We start from the raw sequence: 16,274 nt of genomic DNA, 5'->3' as shown, positions 1-16,274 counted from the left end.
TTATTGAAATGTGAATCGAAACGGTTGCCAGTGCCTAGGCAGCGTGGTTCAGCGCCAGGTCCATCACGTCAAAGTTCCGCAGCCGCCGTTGCGGCACGTCCCTCAGAACGCGGTTGAAGAGAAGGGGTACGCGTTGCTCCGACAGCCCGCCGTGCGAGCGCAGAGGAACGGTCAGTCCCGACAAGTCGTGTTGGGTGCTGGAGGTGCCCAGAACGGACAGCCTGTGGCTCAGCACCACCAGGTCCCCGATGCGATCGGGCGGCAGTTCAAATTGGGCGGCGGCGGTGGCACGGTCCAGCACGTGTTCCACCTCGGGAATCTGCAGCAGCCGTGCCGTGACCGCGGGGATGTCCGCCGGGGTTGACACATAGACCGTGGCGTACGAACCCAGGGCACCGTGGTGCACCACATACGGGTCGGTGATCGGCAGCAGCACCCGCGCCTGGCCCAGGCCGGCGGTGCTGTCCAGAACGTCCTGCAGGAACACGATGTTCGGCTTGCCCAAGGCATCGCTCTTGGCGTTCATGCCGTGGTCCGCGGTGATGCCGATCACGGCACCGAGATCGTCCAGCTCCTGCAGGTAGCGGTCCATCATGGCGTAGAAGCTGTTCGCGCCTTCGGTACCGGGTGCGAACTTGTGCTGCACGTAGTCGGTGGTCGACAGGTACATGAGGTCTGGCCGTTCGGTGCGCAGCAGCATCACGCCGGCCGCGAACACGAACTCCGAGAGGTCCGCGCTGTACACCGACGGCAAGGGCAGACCGACCTTCACCAGCACGTCCTCGATGCCGTTGTCCGCCAGGGTGGTCTGGTCGGCCTTTTCCGCGGAGAAGCAGATGCCCTTGAGCTCGTGGCCCAGCAGGCTGCGCAGTTTGTCCTTGGCCGTGACCACCGCCACCTTCCCGCCCGCCTTCGCAAACTGCGCCAGGATGGTCGGCGCGCGGAGGTAGCGCGCATCGTTCATCAGCACCTCGGCGTTCTGCTCCGGGTCGAAGAAATAGTTGCCGCAGATGCCGTGCACGCTGGGGGGCGCGCCGGTGACGATGGACAGGTTGTTCGGGTTGGTGAAGGACGGCATCACGCAGTCGCCCGACAGCACGGAGCCGCCCTGGGCCAGCCTGGCAAAAAAGGGCGCTCGTCCCGCCTGGATGGCCTGGTTGATGTACTCCTGCTCGCAGCCGTCGATACAGACGATGACGGTCGGCTTGCCGGAGGTGTTGTAGGAGCGCTTGTTGACGGTGATGTGTGCGGTGTTCATGGGATCAAAGCTTATTCAGATAAATAATCTGACACCATCGACAAATAATCGACCTCGCGTGATAAAAACTCACTCATCACCATGCCCCACCAGCTCCCGCCCCTGAACGCCTTGCGCATCTTCGAAGTGACGGCACGCGCCGGCAGCTACACCGAGGCCGCGAAGGAACTGAACCTGACCCATGGCGCCGTGAGCCGTCAGATCCAGCTGCTGGAGCAGTCGCTGGGACAACCCCTGTTCCGCAAGGAGGGGCAACGCATGGTGGCGACCGGGCACGCCAAAGCCTTCGCACGCGAGATCAGCGCGGCGTTCGACCACATCAGCGACGCCTCACGGCGCTACGGCAAGAACGCCGCCAGCAAAGTCATCCGCATCAACGCGCCCGCCACGCTGGCGATGCGCTGGCTGATACCGCAGCTGGCGGAATTTCGCGCGCGCCACCCGGCGACGGAGGTGCGCATTTCCACCGCGTTCAGCAACGATCCCGTGCTCAAGGGCAGCTTCGATGTGGCGATTCGCCGCGCGCCGGGCGACCAGACGCAGTTCGAGGTGGCGCCGCTGTTCACCGAGAGCACCACCGTCATCGCCAGCGCGCAGTTGCTCAAGGGCCGCGCCTTGAAGGCGCCGCGGCAGTTGGAGAAGGCCGTGCTGCTCTCCACCGAATCGCGACCGGGCGACTGGGAAAACTGGCTCAGCGCGGCCGGCTGCGCGGATTTGCGCCCGATGCAGATCCTGCGCTTCGACCACTTCTTCGTGACGCTGCAGGCCGTGGTCGACGGCATGGGGTTCGGTATCGGCACCTTCCCGACGCTGGCGACCGACGTGGAACTTGGTCGGCTGGTCACGCCCTTCCCTCAATGGCAGGTGCAGGGCAGCGCCTACTTTGTGCTGGTGCCGCGGGACTCCGACAAACCCAAGCATCTGCGCGAATTTCTCGCGTGGCTGCATGCGGCGGGCGCACGCGCCGAGCAGCAGACGGTGGTCGCCTAATGGCCGGTCACGGCGGCCCAGATCATGGTGCCGCCCGCCACCAGCAACAGGCCATCCATGAGCAGCCTGAACCGCTCGGGATCCAGTCGGCGCACGTGGCGCTTCGCGATGAACGCGCCGGCCATCAACGACGTCCCGATGATCAAGCCCTTGACCACGGACGCCCAGGGCAGCGCTCCCAGGCTGCCAAACATCCACGTTTTGGCGGCATAGACGGCCAGTGAGCCCATCGCCTCGGTCCCGAGGTAAGCGCCTTTGACCAGGCCATAGGCGAGAAAAAACGGCGCGTTGATGGGGCCGGTGCTGACAACGATGCCGGTCAGGAAGCCAATGGCCGCACCCACCAGCGCCAGGTGCCAGAGCCGCAGCCTCAGGGCGTGGCGGGCCATCCACCGGCGCAGCGGAATCATGGCGACGAAGAAACCGCCGATCACCGCTTCCACGGTGCGGCCCGGCAAGACCAGCAGCGTCGCCGCGCCGAGCGCCGCGGCCGGCATGCCGGTGGCGCTGTAGACGCCCACCGCGCGCCAGTCCACCTCGCGCCACCAGGCGAGCACACGCGAGGCATTCGCCATCATGGACGCCACCGCCATGATGGGCACGGCCTCGCGCGGGCCGAACACCAGCACGAGCGCGGGCATCAGCATGATGGACGTGCCAAAGCCGACCACGCCACCGACGGTGCCGGCCACCAGCCCGAGCAGAAGTACCAGCGTGAAATCCATAGGTGTCTCAAAAGTGGCGGACTCGGTCCGCCGATCGCTCACGGCCGCGCAGCATCCTATCCGTGTTTGTGCCCGGGTCTCGCGGCCCTCCCGCGCGTGGCGCGAATCTTCAAGACCTGCGCGCCAGCCACGGCGACAGTGCGCCATCGTCAACCGATCGGAGCACCGCCATGCACCTCCTCGTGAACCGCCAGCGCGTCCCCATTCCACCCGAATGGCACAACGAAACCCTGCTCGCCGTGCTGCGCGAGCACCTCGGCCTCGTCGGAACCAAGTTCGGCTGCGGCGCCGGCCAGTGCGGCGCCTGCACCGTGCTGCTGAACGGCCAGGCGCAGCGCAGTTGCCTGTTGCCGGTGGGCGCGGTGCAGGACCAATCGGTGGAAACCATCGAGGGCCTGGCCGACGCCAAGGGCAGGCTGCACCCCGTGCAGCAGGCCTGGCTGGACGAGCGCGTGCCGCAGTGCGGCTACTGCCAGGCGGGCCAGATCATGGCCACCGTGGCCCTGCTGCGGCAGGACCCCGCGCCCAGCCCGGCGCGCGTCGACGAAGCGCTGTCGGGCAACCTCTGCCGCTGCGGCACGCAGCAGCGCATCCGTGCCGGCGTGCAACGCGCGGTGGTGTTGCAGGGGCGGCCGTCGTGAAGCGGCGCGGATTCCTCCAGGCCGGTGGCGTGCTCAGCGTGGCCGTCCTCGCCGGCTGTTCGCTGCCGGTGATTCCCAAGCGGCCTGTCGCGCAATACGAGGACGCGCTGGGCTGGATCCGCCACCGCAATGGCCACTACGAGCTGCTGCTGCCGCGCGTGGAAATGGGCCAGAACATCGGCACCGCACTCAAGCAGGTGGCGTGCGACGAGCTGGGCATCGAATGGCGGCAACTCACGCTGCGCCTGCCACACACCGGCGAGATGGCGCGGGTGCGCGCCACCGTGGGCAGCGAATCGGTGAAGGACTTCGCCGTGCCGCTGGCCCAGGCCTGCGCCACCTTGCGCGATGCACTCGCCGCAGGCCACACCGACGGCGAGCGCGTGGCCACGCCCCGGCCACTGGCCGAGCTGCGCGCCTTCCAGTCCGGCGCCCGCCATGTGGGGCGGCCGGCGCCGCTGGAGCAAGGGCATGCCATCGTCACCGGTGCGCCGGTCTACGTGGCCGACGTGCGCCAGCCCGGCATGCTGTTCGGCCGCGTGCTGCGCGCGCCGGTGTCGCCCGAGTTGCATTCGCGCCTGTCCTCGTTGAACGAAGCCGCCGCGCGGCAGGTGCCGGGCTGGGTGGCGGTGGTGCGCGACGAGCGTCTTCAGCAGGGCGAGAGCGAAGGCATCGGCATCGTCGCGCGCACGCCGGGCGCGCTGGAACGGATCGAGGCGGCGCTGGATGCGCGCTGGGTGTGGCAAGGCGGGTTCGACCAGACGGACATCGACCGCGCGGTGGATGTGGACCGCCACCTCGCCGGTGACGGGTTCCGCTACACGGTGCACGACGACACCATCGACCGAAACGGCGATTGGGATGTGGACCTGCGCATCGACATCCCGCTGGCGGCGCACGCGCCGATCCAGCCGCGCGCGGCGGTGGCGGCGTTCGATGCCGAAGGCCGGCTGGACCTGTGGGTGGGGTCGCAGGACGTGTACTACCAGCGCGACGTGGTCTGCAAACGCCTCGGGCTCGACGAAGACCGCGTGCGGGTGCACGGCAGCCGCGTGGGCGGTGCGTTCGGCGGCAAGACGATCTGCACCGTCGAACTCGAAGCCGCCGTGCTGGCGCAAGCCGTGCAGCAACCGGTGAAGCTGCAGTGGACGCGCGCGCAGGAATTCCGCCAGGGCTTCCACCGCCCGCCCTCGAGCCACCGCATCCGCGTGCGCCTGCGCGATGGCCGGCTCGACCAGTGGTGGCATGTGTTCGCGAGCAGCCACATCCTGTTCACCAACGCGGGGCTGCCGGTCTGGATGCAGCGCCTCACCGACTTCGTGACCGACGCCGGCGTGGCGCGCGGCGCGTTGTTGCCCTACCGCTGCACGCACAAGCGCGCCGAATTCGCACTGAACCGCCTGCCCGTGTTCACCGGCCCCTGGCGCGGGCTGGGCGCGGGTCCCAACGGCCTGGCGATGGAATCGGCCATCGACGAATGCGCGCGCCGCGCGGGCGCGGACCCGGTGGCGTTTCGCCTGCAACACGCCGAAGACCCACGCCTGGCCCGCGTGCTGCGCGCGGCCGTGGACCACGCCGGTGCGCTGCCCGTCGCCACACCGTCCTTGCGGCGCGGGCGCGGCGTGGCTTGCGGCATCTACAAACAGGTGAGCTACGCCGCCGTCGTGGCCGAGGTGGAGGTCAACGCCAAGGGGGGGTTGCGCGTAACACGCCTGGTCTGCGCGCACGACTGCGGCACCGTGATCAACCCCGACCAGGTGCGCGCGCAGTGCGAAGGCAACCTGGTGTGGGGCCTGGGCATGGCGCTGAGCGACCGGCTGGACGCGGCCGACGCGCGCATCGGCCCCACCCGTTTTGCCGAAGCGCCGATACCATGGCTGCACCAGATTCCGCCGCTGGACGTGGTGCTGGTGGAAGCAGGCGGTGCGCCCGGCGGGGCCGGCGAGACCGCCATCGTGGCCACGGCGGCGGCCATCGCCAACGCCGTGCGCGACGCCACCGGTGTGCGCATCCAGCGGTTTCCCGTCGACCCCACCCTGCTCGCCCAACCGCCGATCACATGAACGACTTCGCCTCCGAAGCCATGCTGCGCCTGGTGCGCGCCGGCCTGCAGCGCCAGGGCCTGGCGGTGGACGGCCCCGCGCCGGTGCGCCAGGCACACGTGCCGCTGGCGGACAAACGCGCCTGGCTGGCGCGCTTGTGGCAAGCCCATGGGCTGGACGTGATCGTGCGCCTGGGCGAAGCGGTACACGGCATGGACGACGAGCCCTTGCTGCTGGCCCTCTCGCTCGCGCGCGACCCGGCCGACCTGCTGCAACGCTGGCAACGCCTGGAGCGCTTCGTGCACTCGCGCCACCGCGTGCGCGTGACCCAACCCGAACCGGGGTGGCTGCGCATCCAGCACGTGTCGCTCGACCCGGAACAAGCGCCCACACCCGCCGAGGACCTGTTGGTGTTCGGGTTTCTGGTGGCGCTGTGTGAGCGGCAGAAGGCGCCGGGTTTGCAGGCCCGGCCGGCTGGCGTGCCCGGTTGGCGCCGCGACCGATGCACCTGGACCGATGGCGCGTGGCCAGACGATGTGTCGACCTGGGAACTGCGTTGGCAAGCCCCGGCAACCAGGGCGGCCACCGAGACCGCGCACACCGACCCCGACCGCTGGATCGCCCAACTGCAAACCCAACTCGCCGCCGACCCCGGGCGTGGTTGGACGGTGGAGACCCTGGCGCGGGAAACGGCGTGCTCATCGCGCACGCTGCAGCGCCGGCTGGCGCAACAGGGTCAGAGCTTCACGCAGTTGCTGTCGTCCGCGCGCCTCATCGGCGCGGCCCGGCTGTTGACCGCGGGCGCCATGCCCACGGCCGAAGTGGGCTATGTGTGTGGCTTCGCCGACCAGGCGCACTTCACGCGGCAGTTCAAGCGGCACACCGCGATGACGCCGGTGCTGTACCGCAATACCTTCGCGTCGCCGACCTAGAACGACCAGTCGGCACTGACGGACTGCCCCACGCGCAGCATCTGTCCATCGCCTTCGATCACGACGGCGTTCATGCCGAACGTGATGCCACCGTTCACGCGCGGGTCCTGGCGGTAGGTCTGCAAGGTGTCGTTCACCTCGGGACTGGAGAGCGCCGTGGCGGGGTCGATGTTGGGAATGGGGCAGCGCGCGCACGGCTTCACCGGTTCGATCACGGCCACCGCGCTGTCGTCCGTGGTGATGTGCATCGCACCGATGCGGTCTTCGTCGTGCGCTTCCACCCCATCGAGCACGAGGTTGGGCCGGAAGCGCTCCATCACCACCGGCGAATGACCGCCCGCGCTCAACCGCGCGTTCAGATCGGCCAGCGACGCGGTGCTGGTCACCAGCAGGCTGAAGCCGTCGGCGAACTGCGTGACCGCTTCGCGACCGCCCGTCCATTTCAGGCTGCTCACACGCCGCACCTCGGGGTCGAAGCGCGCCAGGCGCAACCGCTTCAAGCCGGCGGGCGCATCGGGTCCGAGGAAATCGCTGAACCATTGCGCGGCCACGTCGCCCATGTCGCAGGCCATCACCTCGTCGTCCCACACGCGCACCTTCAGGGGCCCTTCGGCGGCGTCCAGCGCCAGGTGCAGCGCCAGCATGCCGGGGGCGCGCACCACCAGCTGGCCCATCCTGAACGCGGTCTGGACCAGCGCCATGCGCGGGAGTTCGCGTTGCGACACGAAATCGCCCTTCGCATCGACCACCATCCAGGCGCGGTCGTACAGCAGGCCGGTGTCGGTGAGCTCGGCCTCGCGCAGGCGAATGCCGGCACAGGACTTGATCGGGTACACCCAGAGCTCGGCGATGGTGGCCTGCACGTCGGAGGGGGCGGTGGGGCGGCTGTCTGTGCTCATGGAGGGGCTAAGTCGGTGACGGGAGCCGGGGTATCGCCCCGCGAAGGCCCGGATTGTGCCCTGCTCCTAAAATCCCCGCATGAACTTCCCCGCTCCCCGCTCCGGCTCCGGCCGGCGTTTTGACGTCGCCATCCGCGGGGCTGGCGTGGTGGGCCAGACCCTGGCCCTGCTGCTGGCCAAAGACCGGCTGCGCGTGGCCCTGGTCGGCACGCCGCGCGGCCCGCAAGACACGCCCGACGTGCGTGCCTACGCGCTCAACGCCGCCTCCCGCGATCTGTTGCGCACGGTGCGCGCCTGGCCCGAGGTCGACCCGCAAGACCCCCGCACACCACCGATCACCGCGGTCAGCGCCATGCAGGTCTGGGGCGACAACGGCGGCGAGCTGCAGTTCTCGGCCGACGAACAAGGCGCCGACGCGCTCACCTGGATCGTCGACGTGCCCGCGCTGGAGCAGCGGCTGAACGATGCGATCGGCTTTCAGAGCGGCATTGAGCGCATGAGCGAAGCCCCCGCCGCCGCGCTCACCGTGGTGTGCGAAGGCAAACGCAGCCGCACGCGCGACGAGCTCGGGCTGGATTTCGACGTGCGGCCTTACCCGCACAAAGCCGTGGCGGCCCGCCTGCACTGCGAACAACCGCATGGCGGCATCGCCCGCCAGTGGTTCTCCAACGGCGAGGTGATGGCGCTGCTGCCGCTGGGCGGCGCCTTCGGGAACTCCGTGGCGCTGGTGTGGTCTGTCCCTGCACAGCAGGCCGATGCCTGGCTGCAAGCCGACCCGACCACCTTCACCCAGGCCGTGCAAACACGGTGCGCGCAGGCCCTGGGCCACATGCACATGGAAAGCCCCCCTCAAGCCTGGCCTCTCGAACTCTCCCGCGCGCAGCGCTGGATCACGCGCACGGCGCAAGGCGGGGTGGCGCTGGCGGGCGACGCGGCGCACACCATGCACCCGCTCGCCGGACAGGGCCTCAACGTCGGCCTGGCCGATGCGGCCGAACTCGCGCGCGTGTTGCAAACGCGCGAGTACTGGCGCGACCTGGGCGACCTGAAACTGCTGCGCCGCTACGAGCGCGCGCGCGCCGCCGACGTCGGCGCCATGGGCTGGGTGACCGACGGCCTGTTCGGCCTGTTCTCGCACGGCGACACACGCGTGCAAGCCTTGCGCAACTGGGGTCTCTCCGGCTTCGACCGCATCGGCCCGCTCAAACACTGGATCGCGAAGCAGGCCATGGGCCATCCGAGCGTCTGAACCACTCTCTGTCACACACCACAAGACCCCCACGATGAAATTCTTCAAATCCTTTCTGATCGCCGCGCTGGCCGCCGTGTCCATGGCCGCCCTGGCCCAGGAAGCCACCATCCGCAAGAACCTCGCCGAGCGCCTGCCGAACCTGCCGGCCATCGACGAAGTCAGCAAGACGCCCATGCCCGGCGTGTTCGAAGTGCGCGTCAACCAGAGCGAGATTTTCTACACCGACGCCGAAGGCAACTACCTGATCCAGGGCTCGATGATCGACACCAAGGCCCGCGTCGACCTGACCGAAAAGCGCCTGGACAAACTCACCGCCATCGCCTTCAAGGACCTGCCGCTCAAAGACGCCTTCACCGTCGTGCGCGGCAACGGCAAACGCAAGATGGCCATGTTCACCGACCCCAACTGCGGCTATTGCAAGCGCTTCGAGCGCGACCTGATGAAGATCGACAACGTGACGGTGTACATGTTCCTGTACCCGATCCTGAGCGCCGACTCGGCCGAAAAATCGCGCCACATCTGGTGCGCCAAAGACAAGGCCAAGACCTACGCCGACTGGATGGTGCGCGACGTGACACCGCCCACGGCCACCTGCGACGCGGCGGCCGTCGCGCGCAACTTCGAGTTCGGCAAGAAGGCGCGCATCACCGGCACGCCGACCCTTATCTTCGCCAACGGCACGCGCGTGCCCGGTGCGATCGGCGCCGAGCAGGTCGAAAAGCAACTCGCGGAAGCCAAGCCTTGAGCGCCAAGGCCTCGCGCAAAAGCAGCCGGCCTGCGCGCCCGGGTGTGCGCTACACCGTGGCGGTGTCGAGCGCGCACGCCCACCTGTTTGCGGTCACGCTGCAGATCGACGAGCCGGCGAAAAACCAGCGTCTGAGCCTGCCGGTGTGGATACCGGGCAGCTACCTGGTGCGTGAGTTCTCGCAGCACCTGTTGCAACCCAGCGCCTGGCAAAACGGCGAGCCCATCGCCATCAAGCAGCTCGACAAACACCGCTGGCAAGCCCAGGCCGAGGCGGGTCAACCGCTGGAATTGCGCTACGAGGTGTATGCCTTCGACGCTTCCGTGCGCACCGCCTTCCTCGACGCCGAACGCGGCTTCTTCAACGCCACCAGCCTGTGCCTGCAGGTGCTCGGCCAGGAAGACCAGCCGCATGGGCTGGAGATCGTGGCGGGCAAGGCCACGCAAGGCTGGGAAGTCGCCACCGGTCTCACGCCCAGCGACACCGATGCCCAAGGCTTCGGCCACTACCTCGCCCAGCACTACGACGAACTCGCCGACTGCCCGGTGGAGATGGGCCGTTTCTGGAGCGCGAGCTTCACGGCGGGTGGCGTGGAACACCGCTTCGTCGTCGCGGGCGCGGGCGCGTGGATGGACGGCGATCGCCTGATCGAAGACACACGCAAGATCTGCGAGACGCAGATCGCGTTCTGGCATGGCACGCAGCCGCCGCCCTTCTCGCGCTACGTGTTCATGCTCTACGCCAGCGCCGACGGTTATGGCGGCCTGGAACACCGCAACTCCACCGCGCTGATCTGCCAACGCGCCGACCTGCCGCGCCCCGCCGCCCCCGGCGAGAAGCACGCCGCGCTGAAGGCCACCGACGGCTACACCACGCTGCTGGGCCTCATCAGCCACGAGTACTTCCACACCTGGAACGTCAAACGCCTGCGTCCCGCCGAGTTCGCGCGCTACGACTACAACCACGAGAACTACACCGAGCTGCTCTGGTTCTTCGAAGGCTTCACCAGCTACTACGACGACCTGATGCTGCGCCGCGCCGGCCTGATCGACGACGCGACCTACCTGAAGCTCGTGGCCAAGACCATCAACCAGGTACAGCAGACGCCGGGCCGCCTGGTGCAGACCGTCGCCCAGGCCAGTTTCGATGCGTGGGTGAAGTACTACCGCATGAACGAGAACACGCCCAACGCCACGGTGAGCTACTACACCAAGGGCTCGCTGGTGGCGCTGTGCCTGGACCTGACGCTGCGCGCCGAAGGCCACAGCACGCTGGACGCGGTGATGCGCGAACTCTGGCAGCGCACCGACGGCGGCCCGATGCGCGAAGCCGACCTGCTGCGCGCGCTCAAGCGCCTGGGCCAGCGCAGCTACGAAGGCGAGATAGGGGCTTGGGTCCACAGCACGGACGAACTGCCGCTGTCGTCGGTGCTGCAAGGCCAGGGCGCGAAGTACTCGCACGACAAGGCCCCGCTGGCGCAGCAACTGGGTGTGCGCGTGAGCGAAGCCGACGGCGCCCTGGTGCTCAAGACCGTGTTGCGCGGCGGCGCGGCCGAGGCCGCGGGCCTGGCCGCGAACGACGAATGGCTGGGGGTGGAATTCGCACCCGCGAAACGCGGTGACGCGCCCGAAGCCTGGCGCATCCACAAGCTCGACGAATTGCCCGCGCTGCGCGCACGGCGCGCCGAACTCACCGCCGTGGTCGCCCGCGACAAGCGCCTGCTGCGCCTGCCCTTGAAATGGCCGACCGAGTCGCACGCCGTGATGCTGGCGGTGAGCGATGCGGCCAAACTGGACACCTGGTTAAGCGACACCCGGCACGCCTGAGACCACACCCTCCAGGGCAGCCGCGGAACCGGCTTTGCCGGGCCGCTGGCTGCGCCCCCTTGAGGGGGTCACGCGAAGCGTGGCGGGGGTGCTGTCACCTCACCGCTTGTCGATCACGCGCTTGGCCTTGCCCTGGCTGCGCTCCACGCCCCCTTCGGGCTTGAGCTCCACCAACACGCTGCTGCCCACGAACACCTTGATCTCGTGCTGCAGCAGGCGCGCGGCGGCCTGGGCGGTTTCGCTCTCGGGCGCCAGGCCCGCGCGCGTTTCCACCACCACGGTGAGATCGTCCATCGGCCCCTGCCGCGTCAACACGCACTGGTAGTGCGCGCTCAATTCGGCGCGTTTGAGGATCAGTTCCTCGATCTGCGTCGGGAACACGTTGACGCCGCGCACGATCATCATGTCGTCGCTGCGGCCGGTGATCTTTTCCATGCGGCGCATGGTGCGCGCCGTACCCGGCAAGAGCCGCGTGAGGTCGCGCGTGCGGTAGCGGATGATCGGCAGCGCTTCCTTTGTGAGGCTGGTGAACACCAGCTCGCCCAGTTCGCCATCGGGCACCGGCTCGCCGGTCTCGGGGTGAATGATCTCGGGGTAGAAGTGGTCTTCCCAGACCGTCGGGCCGTCCTTGGTTTCCACGCACTCGTTGGCCACGCCCGGGCCCATCACCTCGGACAGGCCGTAGATGTCCACCGCGTCGATCCCCATGCGCTGCTCGATCGCCAGGCGCATGTCGTTGGTCCAGGGCTCCGCGCCGAAGATGCCCAGGCGCAGACTGCTCTCGCGCGGATCCAGCCCCACGCGATCGAATTCGTCGGCGATGGCCAGCATGTAGCTCGGCGTGACCATGATGATGTCGGGCCGGAAGTCGTGGATCAACTGCACCTGGCGCTCGGTCTGCCCACCGCCGAAGGGCACCACCGTCAGGCCCAGTTTCTCGGCGCCGTAGTGCGCGCCCAGGCCACCGGTGAACAGGCCATAGCCATAACTCACGTGCACCAGATCGCCCGGCCGCGCGCCGCTGGCGCGGATGCTGCGCGCCATCACGGTGGCCCAGGTGTCGATGTCTTTGAGCGTGTAGCCCACCACCGTCGGCTTGCCCGTGGTGCCGCTGCTGGCGTGGATGCGCGCGCAGCGTTCGCGCGACACGGCGAACATGCCGAACGGGTAGCTGTCGCGCAAATCCTTCTTGGTGGTGAACGGAAACTTCGCCAGATCGGCCAGGCTGCGGCAGTCGTCCGGGTGCACGCCCGCCGCGTCGAACTTCGCGCGGTACACCGGCGAGTTCTGGTACGCGTGGCGCAGCGTGCCCTGCAGGCGCTTGAGTTGCAGCGCGCGCAGTTCGTCGATGCTGGCTTTCTCGATCGGCTCCAGGGCAAAGTGGCTCATGTCTTGTCCTCCTCGGGAAACACCGTGCCGGCGATCACCGCGCTCTTGCCGCGGAACACCGCGACCACCTCGCCACGCTGGTTGCTCACCCGCATGTCGTAGATGCCATGGCGGCCCGACAGCGTCTGCTCCATGCCCTCGCAGGTGAGCACGTCACCTGCGTGCGCGGGCCGCAGGAATTCGATGCTGCAGCCCGCGGCCACGGCGTTGCGGTTGTGGCTGTTGCAGGCGAACGCGAAGGTCGAATCGGCCAGGGTGAAGATGAAACCGCCGTGGCAGATCTGGTGGCCATTGAGGTGCAGCGCCTGCACCGCCATGCGCATCACCGCGCGCCCGGGTTCGCAGGCCAGCAGCTCCATACCCATGGTGTCCTTGCTCGCGGTGTCCACCGCGAACATCGTTTCGCCCACCTTGCGGGCACGCGCTTGCGGCGTCATCACTCGCCTTTGAATTGCGCCGGGCGCTTCTGCAGAAACGCCATCACGCCTTCGATGTAGTCGTGCGTGTGGCCGAGCGCCATCTGGGTGTCGCGTTCCACGTCCAGCTGTTCGTCGAGCGTGTGCTTGCCGGCGTCGCGCAGCAGGGCGCGCGTGGCCACCAGCGCCTTCGTGGGCATGGTGGCCAGGCGCTGCGCCAGCGCCAGCGAAGCGCCCAGGCAATCGTCGGACACGTCCCAGATCAGGCCCCACTCCTTGGCCTGCGCGGCGGGCAGTTTGTCGCCCGTCATGGCCAGCGCCATGGCGCGCGCCAGGCCCAGGCGCTCGACCAGAAACCAGCTGCCGCCGGCATCGGGAATCAGCCCGATCTTGCTGAACGCCTGGATGAAGCTCGCGCCGGTGGCGGCGATGGTGATGTCGCAGGTCATTGCCAGCGACGCTCCCGCGCCGGCCGCCACGCCATTGACCGCCGCGATGGTCGGCATGCGCAGGCTTTGCAGGCGACGTGCCGTGGGGTTGAACGCCTCATCGATCACCGGCCCCGGGTTGGCGCGCGCGACCAGATCCGGACCGGGTTTGAAATCGAACTCGGCGAGGTCGGCGCCCGCGCAGAAGCCGCGCCCCGCGCCGGTGATGACCAGGGCCCGCACCGAAGGGTTGGCCTCGGCCACGTCCAGTGCGGCCCAGAGCTCGCGGTGCATCTGGCGCGTGAAACTGTTCAGGGCATCGGGGCGGTTCAGCGTGACCAGGGCCACGGCCCCTCGCTCTTCGTACACAACGGTGGCTGCGCTCATGTCGTCTTGTCTCCTGTTTTTCGATGGGTGTGGGCCGCAATTTACCATTCACCAACCAGGCGGTCGGCCAATGGTTACCCGGGGTTGCGGGTCGATATAGTGGTGGGCTTTCATTCCAACCTTATTGCCGCAGGAGACAACATGTCCGTCCCGACCTCCCCCGAATGCATCACCGTGCGCACCGAAGGCCGCGTGGGCATCGTCACGCTCAGCCGCCCCAAGCAGCTCAACGCGCTCAACAACCAGCTGATGGACGAGCTGGGCGCCGCGCTCAAGGCCTTCGACGCGGACGACGAGATCGGCTGCATGATCGTCACCGGCAGTGAGAAGGCCTTTGCCGCGGGCGCGGACATCGGCGCCATGGCCACCTACACCTTCGCCGACGTCTACAAGGGCGACTACATCACGCGCAACTGGGAAACCATCCGCTCGATCCGCAAGCCGGTGATCGCGGCGGTGAGCGGTTTCGCGCTGGGCGGTGGCTGCGAACTGGCCATGATGTGCGACTTCATCATCGCCGCCGACAACGCCAAGTTCGGCCAGCCCGAGATCAAGCTCGGCATCATCCCCGGCGCGGGCGGCACGCAGCGCCTGCCGCGCGCGGTGGGCAAGTCCAAGACCATGGACATGGTGCTCACCAGCCGCATGATGGACGCCACCGAAGCCGAGCGCTCGGGCCTCGTGAGCCGCGTGGTGCCGCTGGACAAGCTGATGGACGAAGCCCTGGGCGCGGCCCTCATCATCTGCGGCCTCTCGCTGCCCAGCGTGATGGCCGCCAAGGAAGCGGTGAACCGCTCGTTCGAAGGCTCGCTGTCCGACGGCGTGATGTTCGAGCGCCGCCTGTTCCACGCGCTGTTCGCCACCGCCGACCAGAAGGAAGGCATGGATGCGTTTGTGAACAAGCGCAAACCGGCTTTCACGCACAGCTGAACGGCCTGAAAAAAGCTGGCTATAATTCTGGGCTTCGTTGGCGATATAGCTCAGTTGGTTAGAGCGCAGCATTCATAATGCTGATGTCGGTGGTTCAAGTCCACCTATCGCCACCAACAATTCCAAAAAGCGGGTTCCGGCAACGGAGCCCGCTTTTTTCATTTCCGGTCCCTTCATGGCCATCAAGTCCACCATCTTCAAGGCGCATCTGCAGATCGCCGACATCGACCACGGCTATTACGCCGACCACGCACTCACCCTGGCCCGCCACCCCAGCGAGACCGACGAGCGCATGATGGTCCGCCTGGTGGCGCTGGCCTTGAACGCCCACGAGCTGCAGGACACCTGCCATGGCGATGGCACGCTGGCCTTTGGTGCCGGCCTGTCGGACCCGGACGATCCCGACGTGTCGCTCACCGATTTCACCGGCCGCAAGCGCCTGTGGATCGAGGTCGGCCAGCCCGAAGACAAGCCGCTGTCCAAAGCCTGCAGCAAGGCCGACGCGGTGGTGGTCTATGCCTTCGGCAGCGCCGCCGACGTGTGGTGGCGTGGCATCGAAAACAAACTCACCCGGCTCGACCGCCTGCAAGCCTGGCGCCTGCCCACCGAAGTCGCGCCCGCGCTGGCCCAGCTCGCCGAGCGCAGCATGCAACTGCAGGCCACGGTGCAGGAAGGCGAGCTCACGCTCTCCAGCGAACGCGGCAGCGTGCACATCGAGCCGCTGCGCTGGAAGTAAGCCGCACGCACCTTCGCGCCATGCGCTGCCCTGTCTGCGAAGGCCTTGACGGCCGGGCGTTCCAGGTCGTCGGCGACCTCGCCTACGGCCGCTGCGACCGCTGCGAAGCCACCTTCCTCCTGCCCGAACACCGGCCCTCCCCCGAGGCCGAGCGCGCCGAATACGCCTTGCACCAGAACACCGCGGACGACGCGGGCTACCGCGGATTTCTGCAACGCGTGGCGACACCGCTGCTGCAACGCCTGCCGCCCCACCAGCATGGGCTGGACTTCGGCTGCGGCCCCGGCCCGGTGCTGGCCGGGATGCTGCGCGAGGCCGGCCACACGGTGGCGCTGTACGACCCCTTCTTCCACCCCGACCCCGCCACGCTTGCCGCCACGTACGACTTCATCACCTGCACCGAGGTGGCCGAGCATTTCCACGACCCCGCCGCCGAGTTCCGCCGCCTGCACGCGCTGCTGCGCCCCGGCGGCTGGCTGGCGCTGATGACGCGCTTTCAGACCGACGACGCGCGCTTCGCCCAATGGCACTACCGGCGCGACCCGACCCACGTGGTGTTCTACCGCGAGGCCACGCTGCGCTGGCTGGCGCGCCACCATGGCTGGCACGCGGAAGCGCCGTGCGCCAACGTGGTGCTGATGCACAAGCCGGCCCTGCCCGCGTGAGACAATCCACCCC

The 16,274-nt window shown here is 68.2% G+C and carries 16 protein-coding genes and 1 tRNA gene; 11 read left to right on the top strand and 6 right to left on the bottom strand.

From position 1 onward, the window contains the following. Window positions 1-34: 34 nt before the first annotated feature. Window positions 35-1,258, bottom strand: coding sequence for a phosphonoacetate hydrolase (gene phnA, locus FFS09_RS16410; protein WP_137919973.1), 1,224 nt, complete (start codon window positions 1,256-1,258; stop codon window positions 35-37). Window positions 1,259-1,339: 81 nt separating this feature from the next. Here phnA and FFS09_RS16405 point away from each other — a divergent pair, with 81 nt between their 5' ends. Continuing rightward, window positions 1,340-2,248 carry a LysR substrate-binding domain-containing protein gene (locus tag FFS09_RS16405; RefSeq protein ID WP_137919972.1) on the top strand — a complete coding sequence of 303 codons (909 nt, stop codon included), beginning with the start codon at window positions 1,340-1,342 and terminating at the stop codon, window positions 2,246-2,248. On the opposite strand, the gene FFS09_RS16400 is transcribed toward FFS09_RS16405, so the two are convergent. Then, window positions 2,245-2,973, bottom strand: a complete 729-nt coding sequence (locus FFS09_RS16400) for a sulfite exporter TauE/SafE family protein (protein ID WP_137919971.1) — start codon at window positions 2,971-2,973, stop codon at window positions 2,245-2,247. The two genes, FFS09_RS16405 and FFS09_RS16400, sit on opposite strands and share 4 nt — an antisense overlap. 170 nt (window positions 2,974-3,143) lie before the next feature. Here FFS09_RS16400 and FFS09_RS16395 point away from each other — a divergent pair, with 170 nt between their 5' ends. Genes FFS09_RS16395 through FFS09_RS16385 form a run of 3 tightly spaced genes read left to right on the top strand, consistent with a single transcriptional unit; the run spans window position 3,144 to window position 6,588 of the window. Then, window positions 3,144-3,614 (top strand): (2Fe-2S)-binding protein, encoded by a 471-nt coding sequence (locus tag FFS09_RS16395; protein WP_137919970.1) that lies wholly within the window; start codon window positions 3,144-3,146, stop codon window positions 3,612-3,614. Beyond that, window positions 3,611-5,677, top strand: a complete 2,067-nt coding sequence (locus tag FFS09_RS16390) for a xanthine dehydrogenase family protein molybdopterin-binding subunit (RefSeq protein ID WP_137919969.1) — start codon at window positions 3,611-3,613, stop codon at window positions 5,675-5,677. Before FFS09_RS16395 ends, FFS09_RS16390 begins: the two co-directional genes overlap by 4 nt. Beyond that, complete coding sequence (locus tag FFS09_RS16385) at window positions 5,674-6,588, top strand: helix-turn-helix transcriptional regulator (protein WP_137919968.1); 915 nt, start codon at window positions 5,674-5,676, stop codon at window positions 6,586-6,588. Before FFS09_RS16390 ends, FFS09_RS16385 begins: the two co-directional genes overlap by 4 nt. Here FFS09_RS16385 and FFS09_RS16380 read toward each other — a convergent pair. Further along, window positions 6,585-7,487, bottom strand: coding sequence for an MOSC domain-containing protein (locus tag FFS09_RS16380; protein ID WP_137919967.1), 903 nt, complete (start codon window positions 7,485-7,487; stop codon window positions 6,585-6,587). The two genes, FFS09_RS16385 and FFS09_RS16380, sit on opposite strands and share 4 nt — an antisense overlap. Before the next feature lie 79 nt (window positions 7,488-7,566). On the opposite strand from FFS09_RS16380, the gene FFS09_RS31415 reads away from it, so the two are divergent. Genes FFS09_RS31415 through FFS09_RS16365 form a run of 3 tightly spaced genes read left to right on the top strand, consistent with a single transcriptional unit; the run spans window position 7,567 to window position 11,310 of the window. Continuing rightward, on the top strand, window positions 7,567-8,736 hold the full coding sequence (locus tag FFS09_RS31415; protein ID WP_137919966.1) for an FAD-dependent monooxygenase: 1,170 nt from the start codon (window positions 7,567-7,569) through the stop codon (window positions 8,734-8,736). A 34-nt stretch (window positions 8,737-8,770) separates the two neighbouring features. Further along, complete coding sequence (locus FFS09_RS16370) at window positions 8,771-9,484, top strand: DsbC family protein (RefSeq protein WP_137919965.1); 714 nt, start codon at window positions 8,771-8,773, stop codon at window positions 9,482-9,484. Continuing rightward, window positions 9,481-11,310, top strand: a complete 1,830-nt coding sequence (locus tag FFS09_RS16365) for a M61 family metallopeptidase (RefSeq protein WP_502703736.1) — start codon at window positions 9,481-9,483, stop codon at window positions 11,308-11,310. Before FFS09_RS16370 ends, FFS09_RS16365 begins: the two co-directional genes overlap by 4 nt. Before the next feature lie 99 nt (window positions 11,311-11,409). Here FFS09_RS16365 and paaK read toward each other — a convergent pair whose 3' ends face one another. Genes paaK through FFS09_RS16350 form a run of 3 tightly spaced genes read right to left on the bottom strand, consistent with a single transcriptional unit; the run spans window position 11,410 to window position 13,930 of the window. Next, a complete protein-coding gene (gene paaK / locus FFS09_RS16360; RefSeq protein ID WP_137919964.1) occupies window positions 11,410-12,699 on the bottom strand; it encodes a phenylacetate--CoA ligase PaaK in 1,290 nt (429 codons plus the stop codon). Further along, entirely contained in the window at window positions 12,696-13,136 is a 441-nt protein-coding gene (paaI, locus tag FFS09_RS16355; RefSeq protein ID WP_137919963.1) for a hydroxyphenylacetyl-CoA thioesterase PaaI, read from the bottom strand. Before paaI ends, paaK begins: the two co-directional genes overlap by 4 nt. Further along, complete coding sequence (locus FFS09_RS16350) at window positions 13,136-13,930, bottom strand: enoyl-CoA hydratase-related protein (RefSeq protein ID WP_137919962.1); 795 nt, start codon at window positions 13,928-13,930, stop codon at window positions 13,136-13,138. Before FFS09_RS16350 ends, paaI begins: the two co-directional genes overlap by 1 nt. 141 nt (window positions 13,931-14,071) lie before the next feature. Between FFS09_RS16350 and FFS09_RS16345 the strand changes: the two genes are divergently transcribed. From FFS09_RS16345 to FFS09_RS16330, 4 genes are all read left to right on the top strand, one after another. Then, window positions 14,072-14,860, top strand: coding sequence for an enoyl-CoA hydratase (locus FFS09_RS16345; protein ID WP_137919961.1), 789 nt, complete (start codon window positions 14,072-14,074; stop codon window positions 14,858-14,860). A 39-nt stretch (window positions 14,861-14,899) separates the two neighbouring features. Continuing rightward, a tRNA-Met gene (locus FFS09_RS16340) sits at window positions 14,900-14,976 on the top strand. A gap of 59 nt (window positions 14,977-15,035) precedes the next feature. Next, window positions 15,036-15,596, top strand: coding sequence for a YaeQ family protein (locus tag FFS09_RS16335; RefSeq protein WP_137919960.1), 561 nt, complete (start codon window positions 15,036-15,038; stop codon window positions 15,594-15,596). Between the two features lie 20 nt (window positions 15,597-15,616). Further along, on the top strand, window positions 15,617-16,261 hold the full coding sequence (locus tag FFS09_RS16330; RefSeq protein ID WP_137919959.1) for a class I SAM-dependent methyltransferase: 645 nt from the start codon (window positions 15,617-15,619) through the stop codon (window positions 16,259-16,261). Window positions 16,262-16,274: the final 13 nt, after the last annotated feature.

It is taken from the genome of Hydrogenophaga sp. 2FB, assembly GCF_005503365.1.
Classification (GTDB): domain Bacteria; phylum Pseudomonadota; class Gammaproteobacteria; order Burkholderiales; family Burkholderiaceae_C; genus Hydrogenophaga.
The sequence above is the reverse complement of the archived record's forward strand: the minus strand, read 5'-3'. Positions and strand labels throughout refer to the sequence as shown.